This is a genomic window from Streptomyces sp. NPDC047971, assembly GCF_040653355.1.
In the GTDB taxonomy this organism is placed as follows: Bacteria; Actinomycetota; Actinomycetes; order Streptomycetales; family Streptomycetaceae; genus Streptomyces.
In genome coordinates this window covers 206,247-218,072 of the sequence record NZ_JBEZNW010000003.1, presented here as the reverse complement: position 1 = coordinate 218,072, position 11,826 = coordinate 206,247, and the positions used below count along the sequence as shown (strand labels likewise).

Here is an 11,826-nt window from a genome sequence, read left to right as displayed (position 1 = left end):
TCCCCTCGGCGCTGCCCGCGCCTCTTCGGTCAGCAGCGCCGCTCCGGCACGTGGTCGACCAGAGCGGACAGCAGACCTCCGAGCACCTCGCGCTGATCGACGGTCAATGGAGCAAGGATGTCCTCTGCGGCCGCCCGACGGGCGCTTCGCAACGCGCGCAGCGTGGCGCGCCCCGCGTCGGTGAGCTCGATCCTGACCACCCGGCGGTTGGTCGGATCGGGGACGCGGCGCACCCTGCCGGCGGCTTCCAGACCGTCCACGAGGCTGGTCACGGCCCGGGGGACGACCTCCAGACGCGCGGCGAGATCGGCCATCCGGGGCGGATGGTCGTAGTGCGAGACCGTGCGCAGCAGGCGGGACTGCGCGGGGGTGATGCCTATCGGCTCCAGGAGCTGCTTCTGGCTGCGCTGCAGCCGCCGGGTGAGGCGCAGCAGCTGTTCGGCGAGGAGGCCGTCGGCGTCGGGGTTGTCCATGCGGGAACACTATCAGGACCATGTTCATTGTGAGTATAGGTAACAATGAGCTATGCTCTGATCGACTCGTTCTCTCTCACCCTCGTAGGAGCCCATGCGTCACCACGAAGAGTCCGAATGGACGCCCCCACCGCGCGACCCCGCGCAGCCGAAGGAGCCCGCGCAGATGCGGCGCATCCTGCGGCTCTTCCGTCCGTACCGCGGACGGCTCGCCGTCGTCGGTCTGCTCGTCGGCGCCTCGTCCCTGGTGACGGTCGCCTCGCCCTTCCTGCTGAAGGAGATCCTCGACACCGCGATCCCGCAGGGCCGCACGGGGCTGCTCAGCCTGCTCGCCCTCGGCATGATCGTCGCCGCCGTGATGACGAGCGTCTTCGGCGTGCTCCAGACCCTCATCTCCACCACCGTGGGCCAGCGCGTGATGCACGACCTGCGCACAGGGGTCTACGCGCAGCTGCAGCGGATGCCGCTCGCCTTCTTCACGCGGACGCGCACGGGCGAGGTCCAGTCCCGCATCGCCAACGACATCGGCGGGATGCAGGCGACGGTCACCTCGACCGCCACCTCCCTCGTCTCCAACCTCACCGCCGTCGTCGCCACCGTCGTCGCCATGCTCGCGCTCGACTGGCGCCTCACCGTCGTCACGCTGCTCCTGCTCCCGGTCTTCGTGTGGATCAGCCGCCGCGTCGGCCGTGAGCGCAAGAGGATCACCACGCAGCGCCAGAAGCAGATGGCGGTCATGGCCGCGACCGTCACCGAATCGCTCTCCGTCAGCGGCATCCTGCTCGGCCGGACCATGGGCCGCGCCGACTCCCTCACCCGCTCCTTCGCCGGCGAGTCCGAGCGCCTCATCGACCTCGAAGTGCGCTCCTCCATGGCCGGACGGTGGCGGATGTCCATCATCGGCATCGTCATGGCCGCCATGCCCGCGATGATCTACTGGGCCGCCGGCTTCGCCCTCCAGGCGGGCGGGCCCGCGATCTCGCTCGGCACCCTGGTCGCCTTCGTCTCGCTCCAGCAGGGCCTGTTCCGGCCCGCCGTGAGCCTGCTCTCCACCGGCGTCCAGATCCAGACCTCCCTCGCCCTGTTCCAGCGGATCTTCGAGTACCTCGACCTCCCCGTCGACATCACCGAGTCCGCGGACCCCACCCGGCTGGAGAAGATCAGCGGCGAGGTGACCTTCGAGAACGTCGACTTCCGCTACGACGGCGAGGCGCCCGGCCGGCCCACCCTCGACTCCGTCGACCTGACCGTCCCGGCCGGCGGCAGCCTGGCCGTCGTCGGCCCCACCGGCTCCGGCAAGTCCACGCTCAGTTATCTGGTGCCCCGGCTCTACGACGTCACCGGCGGGCGGGTGCTGCTCGACGGCGTCGACGTGCGCGAGCTGGACTTCGACACCCTCGCCCGGGCCGTCGGCGTCGTCTCCCAGGAGACCTACCTCTTCCACGCCTCCGTCGCCGACAACCTGCGCTTCGCCAAGCCCGACGCCGACGACGAGGAGATCGAGGCCGCCGCCCGCGCCGCCCAGATCCACGACCACATCGCCTCGCTCCCCGAGGGATACGACACCCTGGTCGGCGAGCGCGGCTACCGCTTCTCCGGCGGCGAGAAGCAGCGCCTCGCCATCGCCCGCACCATCCTGCGCGACCCGCCCGTCCTCATCCTCGACGAGGCGACGAGCGCGCTGGACACCCGTACGGAGCACGCCGTGCAGCAGGCCATCGACGCGCTCTCCGCGGGCCGCACCACCATCACCATCGCCCACCGGCTCTCCACCGTCCGCGACGCCGACCAGATCGTGGTCCTCGAAGCCGGCCGGATCGCCGAGCGCGGTACGCACGAGAAGCTCCTCGCACGTGACGGACGGTACGCGGCCCTCGTCCGCCGCGACGAACACACGAACGCGGGAGCGGTTGTTCCCCAGAACGTGTGATCGTTCCCGTAGGCGTTGCCCAACTCCCTTGTGACAGCTGATGATTACGGTGCGCAAGCGACGGGCTGCAGACCGCGACCGCGCACTGTCCCAGCGTTGCACCTGTACAAGGAGAAAGCACCACCATGAACGTCATCACCAACCTGCTCGCCGGCGTCTTCCACTTCCTGGGCTGGCTCGTCTGACCCTGGTTCGTCCGCAATCCGCACCGCCGGTTCGCGCAGTGCACGGCGCCGTCGGCTCCCCGTCCCAGGGAGCCGGCGGCGCCGCCGCATGGACCGGCTCCGCGATTTCGCGGGTCCGCCGGGTTAGCGTCGGGCCATGACGCACCGGTCCTGGCAGCCCGAACACCGTCGCCGCCGCCCCCGTCTCACCCGCCGGGGCAAGCTCGCGCTGATCCTCGGGGCGGCCCTCGCGGTGGCGGCCGCGATCACCGTCCCGCTGCTGCTCCGCGGCGAGGAAGCGACCGAGCCCGTCCCCGAGAAGAAGCGGACCCTGCTGATCCCCGAGGGTTTCCGGGCGGGCCAGGTGTACGCGGCCATCGACCGCTCCCTCGGCCTCGCCGCGGGCACCACACGCGGCGTGGCGACCGCCCCGGCCGCCACGCTCGGACTGCCCGCCGCCGCGGGCGGCAACCCCGAGGGCTACCTCTTCCCCGCGACGTACCCCGTGGATGCCGCGACCACCCCCACGAGCCTGCTGCGCTACATGGTCGACACGGCGGGGAAACGCTTCGGCACCGCGCAGATCGGCGCGGGTGCCCAGCGTCAGGGCCTCAGCGTCCACCAGACGGTGATCATCGCCAGCATCGTGCAAGCCGAGGCCGACACCGTCGAGGACATGGGCAAGGTCGCGCGGGTCGTCCACAACCGCCTCGCCAAGGGCATGGCGCTCCAGATGGACTCCACGCTGAACTACGCCCTGGGGCGTTCCACCGTGGACACCACGCACGCGGACACCAAGATCGACAGCCCGTACAACACCTACGAGCGCCCGGGACTGCCGCCGACCCCGATCGGAAACCCGGGCGAGCAGGCGATGGCGGCGTCCCTCCGGCCGGCGACGGGCGACTGGCTGTACTTCGTGACCGTGCGCCCGGGGGACACCCGCTTCACCGCCGACTACGCCGAACACCAGGCGAACGTGGCCGAGTTCAACGAGAACCGCCGTGCGGAGAAGGCCCGGTGAATCACCGTACGGCCACGGGCTCCCGCTCCAGGAGGCGGCGGATCTCGGCGACGGCGGCCCGACCGGCCCGGTTGGCGCCGATCGTGGAGGCGGAAGGTCCGTAGCCGACGAGGTGGACACGCTCGTCGCGTACGGCACGGGTCCCCTCCACCCGGATCCCGCCCCCCGGCTCACGCAGCCTGAGCGGGGCGAGATGGTCGATCGCGGCACGGAAACCCGTCGCCCAGAGGATCACGTCCGCGTCCACGCTCCGGCCGTCGGCCCAGGCCACGCCGGTCGGCGTGATGCGGTCGAACATGGGCTTCCGGTCCAGGATCCCGCGCTCCCGCGCGCTCCGGATCGCCTCGGTGAGCGGCAGTCCGGTGACGGACACGACACTCAGCGGAGGCAGTCCGCGCCGTACGCGCTCCTCGACCATCGCGACGGCCGCCCGGCCCTCCATCTCGCCGAACGGTCCCTCGCGGAAGACCGGCTCACGCCGGGTCACCCAGGTCGTCTCCGCCGCCACCTCGGCGATCTCCATCAGATGCTGGGTACCCGAGGCGCCACCACCGACCACGATCACCCGCCGACCCGCGAACTCCTCGGGGCCGGGGTAGTCGGCGGTGTGCAACTGGCGGCCCCGGAACGTCTCCTGGCCCTGATAGCGGGGCCAGAAGGGACGGTCCCACGTTCCGGTCGCGTTGATCAGCGCCCGCGTGGAGTACACCCCCTCCGAGGTCTCGACCAGGAGCCGACCGCCCTCGCCCTCGCGTACCGCGCCGACCTCCACGGGCCGGTGGACACGGAGGTCGAAGCGCTCCTCGTACGCCGCGAAGTACTCGCCGATCACCTCGGACGAGGGGCGGCTGTCGTCCGCGCCGGTCAGCTCCATCCCGGGCAGGGCATGCATGCCGTGGACCTTGCCGTAGGTGAGCGAGGGCCACCGGAACTGCCACGCGCCGCCCGGCCGGGGCGCGTGATCGAGCACGACGAAGTCCTGGTCGGGCGCGAGGCCGCTCCGGCGCAGGTGGTGGGCGGCGGAGAGGCCCGCCTGCCCCGCGCCGATCACGACCACGTCGACGTTCCGTACGTCCCGCTCGCTCTGCACCCCGAAATCGTTCACGATTCCACTAACCGAGTCGGGGCCGAGGATCTTCCCGACGCGGCGCCACACCCCCGGAACCCGGTGCCGTCGCCAGGCCCCCGGAGCCCGGTGCCGTGGCGCCACGCCCCCGGAGCCCGGTGCCCCCCACCCCAGAAGAGGGCACCGGGCGCCCGCCGGCCGTCGGACGGATCCGCCCTACCGGCCGCCTCCCGCCACCAGAAGCGGGGCGCCGCCGGGAGCGGAGGCAGGACGTCCGTTCGCCGCGGGAACGCCCAGCAGCGGCGAGGCGGGGATCCTCGGCAGCAGCCCCCGCGCCGCCAGCTCCGGGGTCACGCCCTCCCCGAACCAGTACGCCTCCTCCAGATGGGGGTAGCCGGAGAGCACGAAGTGCTCCACGCCGAGGTCGTGATACTCCTCGATCCGGTCGGCGACATCGGCGTGGCTGCCGACCAGCGCGGTACCGGCCCCACCCCGGACGAGCCCCACGCCCGCCCACAGGTTCGGCGCGATCTCCAGCTTGTCGCGCTCCAGGGAACCGCCGCCGTGCAGCGCCAGCATCCGCTGCTGCCCGACCGACTCGCTCCTACCGAGCGCCGCCTGGGCCGCGGCGACCGTCGCCGGATCGAGATCGGAGAGCAGCCGGTCGGCGGCCGCCCACGCCTCGCGCGAGGAGTCCCGCGAGATCGTGTGCAGCCGGATGCCGAACCGCACCTCGCGGCCGCGCTCCTCGGCGAGCCGCCGGATCCAGTCGATCTTCTCCTTGACCTGCCACGGCGGCTCGCCCCAGGTCAGATAGACGTTCGCGTGCTCCGCCGCCACCGGCCCGGCCGCCGCCGACGACCCGCCGAAGAAGATCTCCGGCAGCGGGTCCGGCGGCAGCGCGGTGAGCCCGCCCTCCACCTGGTAGTGCGCCCCGTCGAAGTCGTACGGCTGCCCGCTCCACGCACCGCGCACCACCTGAAGGAACTCGGCCGTCCGCGCGTAGCGCCGGTCGTGGTCCAGATGGTCGCCGAAGCGGCGCTGTTCCACCGAGTCCCCGCCGGTCACCACGTTGAGCAGCAGCCGCCCGCGGGTGATCCGCTGGTACGTCGCCGCCATCTGCGCGGCGAGCACGGGAGAGATGACACCCGGACGGAACGCCACGAGGAACTTCAGCCGCTCGGTGTGCTGCGCGAGCGCGACCGTCGTCAGCCAGGCGTCCTCGCACCACGTCCCGGTGGGGGTGAGCACGGCCTCGAACCCGAGCTGCTCGGCCGCCTTGGCGATCTGCGTGAGGTACTCGATGTCGGGAGCGCGTACGCCGGTCAGGGTCCCGGCGCGGGTGATGCCGCCGTCGGTGTAGGCATGCCGGTCCACGAGGGTCCGGCCGTCGCCACCGGTCGGCAGGAACCAGTGCAGATGGACAGTCATCAGGAGGTGGCCTTTCCGTAGCTGCGCGCCGGGGTGGTGGAGGGCGGCAGGTTCTTGTCGAAGCGGTTGTCGACGTAGTCGGCGAAGTCGAACGTCCGCGGAATCAGCTTCAGTTCGGCGAACGTGTCGGCGATCTGCTGCTCGGAGGCGATGGCGTCCTTGTCGATCGCGACGGGGATGCGCGTGCCGTTGCTGCGCTTCACGGCGGCGAGCGCCACCTCGTACGGCAGCCCGGTCTCCTTCGCCCAGACCTTCGCCCAGGCGTCGGGGTGCTTGTGGACCCAGTCCTGTGCGCGGCGCAGCCGCTCGATGTAGTCGCCGATCGCGGCCGCCTTCTCCTTGTCGGCGAGCGCGGAGGGCGAGGCGATCTGGAAGCCCAGCCCGTTGACCACGCCGCGGCCGTCGGTGAGCACACGGGCCTTGCCGCTCGCGAGGACCTGCGAGGTGTACGGGTCCCAGACCGCCCAGGCGTCGACCTTCCCGCTGGTGAACGCGGCCAGCGCGTCGGCGGGTTGGAGCAGGCTCACCTTGATGTCGGAGAGCGAGAGCCCGGCCTTCCGCAGCGAGGCGATCAGCTGGTAGTGCGCGGAGCTGCCCTGGGCGACGGCGACCGTCCGGCCCTTCAGATCCTCGGTCCTTCGCAGCGGGGAGTCCTTGGCCACCAGGATGGCCTCGCCCGCGGGGTCGCCGTGCGTGGCCGCGACCACGGTGATCTTCGAGTCTGCGCCGGCGGCGAAGACGGGCGGGGTGTTGCCGACCGCGCCGGTGTCGACCGCCTTGGCGTTGATGGCCTCCAGAAGGGGTGGGCCCGAGGTGAAGGTCGACCACGTGATGCGGTAGGGCAGGTCGTCGAGCTCGCCCGCGGCCCGCAGTACCGCCTCCGAGCCGCCCTTCTGGTCGCCGACGTTCAGGACGAGCGAGCCCTTGCCGTCGGTGTCGGTGGCGGCGGAGGAGGGGGAGGAGCACGCGGAGGCGAGGAGCGCCAGCGGAAGGAGGAGGACGGCGGGCAGGAGGGAACGCTTCATGGACGGGGCTCCGGTTCGAGTGTCGGACGGGTGAGAAATACGGCGCGCCTCGGCGCGGGAGCGGCGGCGCGTCTCCGGGATCAAGGAGGACGGCATCAGGCGGCACGGGAGCCGGAAACGCCCTCGTCGACGCCGAGTTCGGCGAGGAGCCGGGAGCGCAGCGCGGCGAATCCCGGGTCGCCGGGGGAGCGGGGGCGGTCGAGCGCGACGGGTGTGTCGTACGCGATGACTCCGTCGCGCATCACCAGCGCCCGGTCGGCGAGCAGGAGCGCCTCGTCGACGTCGTGCGTGACGAGCAGCACCGCGCAGCCGCGCCGCTGCCACAACTCCGCCACCAGCCGCTGCGCCGTGATCCGGGTGAGCGCGTCGAGCGCGCCGAACGGCTCGTCGAGCAGCAGCAGATCGGGTTCCCGTACGAGAGCGCGGGCGAGCGAGGCCCGCTGCGCCTCGCCGCCGGACAGGGTCTTGGGCCAGGCCCCTGACCGGTGGCTCAGTCCGACCTCCTCCAACGCCTGCTCCGCGAGAGCTCGTTGGGGCTTGCCGGGCAGACCGAGGAGGACGTTGCGCCACACCCGCTTCCAGGGCATGAGGCGGGGCGCCTGGAAGGCGACGGCCCGGCGCCTGGGGACGAGGACGGTCCCGGAGATGTCCCGGTCGAGCCCGGCGAGGACGCGCAGGAGCGTGGACTTCCCGCAGCCGCTGTGCCCCAGGAGGGCGGTGAACTCCCCAGCGCGCAGGCTCAGATCGAGCCGGTCGATGACCGGGCGCCCGTCGAAGGAGCGGGTCAGACCCTGGATGGTCACTGCCCGGTGAAGGTCGGTCGCCATTGCAGCAGCAGCCTTTCGAGAGAGCGGACGACGGCGTCGGCGAGGAGGCCGAGGAAGGCGTAGACGACGAGGCAGACGACGATGACGTCGGTGCGGAAGAACTCGCGCGCCTGGTTCATGAGGAAGCCGATCCCGGCGTCGGCGTTGATGGACTCTCCGAAGACGAGCGCGAGCCACGCCGTCGCGAGCGAGTACCGCAGTCCGGTCATGGCGCCCGGAAGCGCCCCGGGCAGGACCACGTGCCGGACGAGACCCCAGCGCCCCAGCCCCAACGACTCACCGGCCTCCACGAGTTGGGCGTCGACGCCCCGGATGCCGGCGTACACGTTGAGGTACAGATGGAAGGCGACACCGAGCGCGATCAGCGCCACCTTCGGCGCCTCGCCGATCCCCAGCCAGATGATGAAGAGTGGGATGAGCCCCACCCAGGGGACGGTCCGCAGCATCTGTACGGTCGCGTCGACGAGGTCCTCGCCGAGCCGCGAGAGGCCGGACACCAGCGCGAGCGTCACGCCGACCGAACCGCCCAACAGCAGCCCGACGGCTACACGTTGGAGCGAGACGCCCATGGCGTGCGGCAGGGTTCCGTCGGCGATCAGCTCCCCGCCGGCACGGGCGATGGTCCCGGGCGAGGCCAGGATGTCGGCGGGCAGGACGCCGGCGGAACTGAGCGCCTGCCAGCCGACGAGCAGCAGCAGCGGTCCGACGGTGCGTCGCAGCCAGCGCGGCACGGCCGGCCGCCGCGAACCGGAGGCCCGGGAGGGCACGACCTCCTCAAGCTCGGAAACAGGGGATATATCGGGCAAGGAAACGGGCGGGGCATGGCCAACCGTCATGAAGGGGCTCCGGGGAAGGAGGAGGGTACGCCTCAGCGACCGTCGGCGCGCCGCGAAGCGCGCGCGGACGGGTGTCGGCGCAGGAGGTGGATCAGGGGTGAGAGGGCGTCAGCAGCCGCGAGGACACGCGGCGGAGGCCACCCGCAGCAGGTCGATGTGACCGCGCGTGGTGAGCAGGGCTGTACGCAACATGGCGCGAACGTAGCGACTCGTTCCGGTACCGGTCAACGGTGTCTCGGAGCGTGGACGCGCGATCCCGCGGTACGAACGGCAGGATGCTCCCATGGCATTCACCACCACGCTCCTCACCCTCACCACCGGCACCTCCGAGACGGTCACCGACCTGACCTCGGCCTGCACGGAGTTCCTCGACCGCGCGGCCCAGGGCGGCGACGGCCTCCTCAACCTCTTCGTCCCCCACGCCACGGCCGGCCTGGCGATCCTCGAAACGGGCGCGGGCAGTGACAAGGACCTCCTGTCCGCCCTCCACCACCTGCTCCCGGCGGACGACCGCTGGCAGCACCGCCACGGCTCCCCGGGCCACGGCCGCGACCACGTCCTCCCGGCCCTGGTCCCGCCGCATGCGACGGTGCCGGTCGTCATGGGGCGGCTGGAGCTGGGAACCTGGCAGTCGATCTGCCTGGTGGACACGAACAAGGACAACCCGGAGCGCCAGGTGCGGTTGAGCTTTCTCGGATAGCGGGAAGCGGTCGCGACCGCGGGGTTCCCTCCGGCCGTTCGGAGTGAGGAGCCCGCTGTCCCGACCGCCCGCCGGTCAGCTCTCGTTCTTCCGGCTCCGGGCCCCGCGCACCGGCCACCACATCCCCCGGCCCAGCAGCACCGCGGCCGCCGGGACGAGCAGGAGCGACAGGACGAAGGCGGACAGGAGGATGCCCAGGGCCGTGGCGAAGCCCAGTTGGCGGGTGGAGGCGTCCGCGTTCACCGCGAGGCTGCCGAAGGAGGCCGCAAGGACCACGCCGGCCGTGGCGACGGCCGGCGCCGTGTGCCGTACCGCGCGGGCCACGGCGGCGCGGACCGGGCCCCCGTGGGCCATCTCCTCGCGCAGACGGTCACTGATGAGGATGTTGTAGTCGGTGCCCAGCGCCACGACGAACAGGAACAGCACCAGCGGCAGGACGAAGTTCACCCCCGGCTCCCCGCCGAGGTGCTGGAAGACCAGGGCCGAGGCGCCGAACGTCGCCGCGAAGCACAGCCCGACCGAGAGCATCAGCACCACCGGGGCCGCCAGACTGCGCAGCAGCACCACCAGGATCAGCGCGATCAGTGCCGCCGCCACCGGGAACACCGTCCGCAGGTCCCGGTCGACCGCGGTCGCCACATCGGCGAACACGGCCGCTGTCCCGCCCACGTGCGCGGTCGTTCCGGCCGGTGTCGCCTCCCGTACGGCCTGGCGGACCGGTCCCGCCACGAGATCCCGGGCGCGCTGCGCATGGGAGTCCATCGTCAGGTAGGCGTCCACCTTGGCCGCGGTGCGGTCGGTGTCGAAGACGGGGGCGGCCACCTCGCCGACCCCCGCCACCCCGGACAGCGCCCGCCGCAGGACCTCAAGCCCGGCGGGGTCCAGGGGTCGGCCGTCGTCGGCGGTGACGTACACCGTCGTCGGGTCGGACACCCCCGGTGGCAGGGCGCCGGCGATCTCCCGCGCCGTCGTGGCGGCCGCCGTGTCGCGCGGGGTGCCGCCGGTGCCGAAGTCCATGCGGACGCCCACCACTCCGACCGCCAGCGCGCCGAGGAGGGCGACCGAGGCCACGAGCACCAGCAGCGGACGACGCGCCACCAGCTCACCGGTACGGGCGGCCGTGCCGGGCCGCTCGGACTTCGAGAGGGTCCGCGAGGGCCAGAACATCTTCCGACCGGTCACCGCCAGCAGCGCCGGCATCAGGGTCAGGCTCGCCACGAGCATCACCAGTACCGACACCGCCACCGAGGGGCCGAGCACCCGGAACTGCCCGAACGTCGCCACGCCGAGCGTCGCGAAGGCCGCCACGATCGTCAGCGCCGCCGAGGTCACCGCCGTGCCCACCCGTCCGGCCACGTCCGCGGCCACCAGGCGGTGGTGGTCCTCCGGGCGCCGTCGCAGCTCCTCGCGGAAACGGAACAACAGGAAGAGGAAGTAGTCCACGCCGATGCCGATCAGCACGGTGCCGATCATGCTCGGGGTGCCCGGGTCCAGTTCGAAACCGGTCAGGAGGGCCGCTCCCACGACCGTGCCGGCGGCGGCGCCGCCCACCACCGACACCGCGAACAGGGGGATGAACGCGGCCAGGACGCTGCGGAACACCAACACGTTGATCAGCACGATCAGTCCGACCATCACGAGTCCGACCACCGTCTGCGTGGTCTTCTCCGCGTCCGCGCGGTCCACCACGTCCGCCAGGCCCCCGGTGAACCCCGTGCGCAGCCCGACCTCGCCGAACTCCTGCTGGGCCCGGTCGTGGAAGGCCCGGTACACGGAGTGCATGCCCGGGTCGGTGGAGTTGCCCCGCAGCCGGGCGCCGAGCAGCGCGAACGACCCGTCGGGGGCGGTCGTCACCAGTGCGACGCGGGGGACCTGGGAGTAGTCCTCGGAGAGCCCCGGTATCTGCTCCTCCGTCCACGGCATCTCCACCCGCGTGACGCTCAGTTCACGCGCCACGTCCTCCACGCGCTTCCTGTCCGCGCCTTCCAGCGGCTTGCCGTCGCGGCGTGCCACCAGCACCGTCACCGCGTCGGCGTCGGGCTCCGCGCCGAACTCCTCCCGGGCGACCCGCAGCGCCGCGGCCGCGTCGTACTCCGCGGGCAGGAAGCCCGCGCTGTCGGTGTGCGTCACGCGGAAGACGAGCACCTGGCCCATGATCGACACGAGAACACCGACCACCGCCCACACGGCGATGACCCGCCATGGTCTGCGGGTCGAGAAATCGGTCAGGGCACGGATCACGGGAGTCCTCCGGGAAGGCTGCGGGCGAAGGGGGCGACGGGACGGGGACGTCCGGGGCGGCGCCCCGTGCCGGGGCGTCCCGGCACGTCTCCAGCACATCAGCGGGGTG

Annotated in this window: 10 protein-coding genes; 3 read left to right on the top strand and 7 right to left on the bottom strand. The window is 72.1% G+C overall.

Going from position 1 to position 11,826, the window contains the following annotated elements; translation table 11 throughout:
* Positions 1–29: 29 nt before the first annotated feature.
* Entirely contained in the window at positions 30–473 is a 444-nt protein-coding gene (locus AB0D99_RS05075) for a MarR family transcriptional regulator (protein WP_362357044.1), read from the bottom strand.
* Positions 474–567: 94 nt separating this feature from the next.
* On the opposite strand from AB0D99_RS05075, the gene AB0D99_RS05070 reads away from it, so the two are divergent.
* Positions 568–2,403 carry an ABC transporter ATP-binding protein gene (locus AB0D99_RS05070; protein ID WP_362357042.1) on the top strand — a complete coding sequence of 612 codons (1,836 nt, stop codon included), beginning with the start codon at positions 568–570 and terminating at the stop codon, positions 2,401–2,403.
* Positions 2,404–2,724: 321 nt separating this feature from the next.
* Positions 2,725–3,591, top strand: a complete 867-nt coding sequence (gene mltG, locus AB0D99_RS05065) for an endolytic transglycosylase MltG (protein ID WP_362357040.1) — start codon at positions 2,725–2,727, stop codon at positions 3,589–3,591.
* 1 nt (position 3,592) lies between these two features.
* Here the strand turns inward: mltG and AB0D99_RS05060 are convergent, their stop codons facing one another.
* The 5 genes from AB0D99_RS05060 to AB0D99_RS05040 all read right to left on the bottom strand — a co-directional run bounded on the left by AB0D99_RS05060 (position 3,593) and on the right by AB0D99_RS05040 (position 8,776).
* A complete protein-coding gene (locus tag AB0D99_RS05060) occupies positions 3,593–4,696 on the bottom strand; it encodes an NAD(P)-binding domain-containing protein (RefSeq protein ID WP_362357038.1) in 1,104 nt (367 codons plus the stop codon).
* 177 nt (positions 4,697–4,873) lie between these two features.
* The gene (locus tag AB0D99_RS05055; protein WP_362357036.1) at positions 4,874–6,088 is read right to left on the bottom strand and encodes an LLM class flavin-dependent oxidoreductase; all 1,215 of its coding nucleotides are present in this window, start codon (positions 6,086–6,088) and stop codon (positions 4,874–4,876) included.
* Positions 6,088–7,113 carry an ABC transporter substrate-binding protein gene (locus AB0D99_RS05050; protein WP_362357034.1) on the bottom strand — a complete coding sequence of 342 codons (1,026 nt, stop codon included), beginning with the start codon at positions 7,111–7,113 and terminating at the stop codon, positions 6,088–6,090. The genes AB0D99_RS05055 and AB0D99_RS05050 overlap by 1 nt, the downstream gene beginning before the upstream one ends.
* A gap of 95 nt (positions 7,114–7,208) precedes the next feature.
* Complete coding sequence (locus AB0D99_RS05045; RefSeq protein ID WP_362357032.1) at positions 7,209–7,940, bottom strand: ABC transporter ATP-binding protein; 732 nt, start codon at positions 7,938–7,940, stop codon at positions 7,209–7,211.
* Positions 7,913–8,776, bottom strand: a complete 864-nt coding sequence (locus AB0D99_RS05040) for an ABC transporter permease (protein ID WP_362357030.1) — start codon at positions 8,774–8,776, stop codon at positions 7,913–7,915. Before AB0D99_RS05040 ends, AB0D99_RS05045 begins: the two co-directional genes overlap by 28 nt.
* A 283-nt stretch (positions 8,777–9,059) precedes the next feature.
* Here AB0D99_RS05040 and AB0D99_RS05035 point away from each other — a divergent pair, with 283 nt between their 5' ends.
* A complete protein-coding gene (locus AB0D99_RS05035; RefSeq protein WP_362357028.1) occupies positions 9,060–9,476 on the top strand; it encodes a secondary thiamine-phosphate synthase enzyme YjbQ in 417 nt (138 codons plus the stop codon).
* 75 nt (positions 9,477–9,551) lie between these two features.
* Here the strand turns inward: AB0D99_RS05035 and AB0D99_RS05030 are convergent, their stop codons facing one another.
* Positions 9,552–11,717 (bottom strand): MMPL family transporter, encoded by a 2,166-nt coding sequence (locus tag AB0D99_RS05030; protein ID WP_362357026.1) that lies wholly within the window; start codon positions 11,715–11,717, stop codon positions 9,552–9,554.
* Positions 11,718–11,826: the final 109 nt, after the last annotated feature.

Bases quoted from the DNA above. Each gene is read 5' to 3' on its own strand.
- AB0D99_RS05035 (WP_362357028.1), top strand. From the start codon at position 9,060: ATGGCATTCACCACCACGCTCCTCACCCTCACCACCGGCACCTCCGAG.
- mltG (WP_362357040.1), top strand. From the start codon at position 2,725: ATGACGCACCGGTCCTGGCAGCCCGAACACCGTCGCCGCCGCCCCCGT.
- AB0D99_RS05045 (WP_362357032.1), bottom strand. From the start codon at position 7,940: ATGGCGACCGACCTTCACCGGGCAGTGACCATCCAGGGTCTGACCCGC.
- AB0D99_RS05040 (WP_362357030.1), bottom strand. From the start codon at position 8,776: ATGACGGTTGGCCATGCCCCGCCCGTTTCCTTGCCCGATATATCCCCT.
- AB0D99_RS05055 (WP_362357036.1), bottom strand. From the start codon at position 6,088: ATGACTGTCCATCTGCACTGGTTCCTGCCGACCGGTGGCGACGGCCGG.
- AB0D99_RS05070 (WP_362357042.1), top strand. From the start codon at position 568: ATGCGTCACCACGAAGAGTCCGAATGGACGCCCCCACCGCGCGACCCC.
- AB0D99_RS05075 (WP_362357044.1), bottom strand. From the start codon at position 473: ATGGACAACCCCGACGCCGACGGCCTCCTCGCCGAACAGCTGCTGCGC.
- AB0D99_RS05050 (WP_362357034.1), bottom strand. From the start codon at position 7,113: ATGAAGCGTTCCCTCCTGCCCGCCGTCCTCCTCCTTCCGCTGGCGCTC.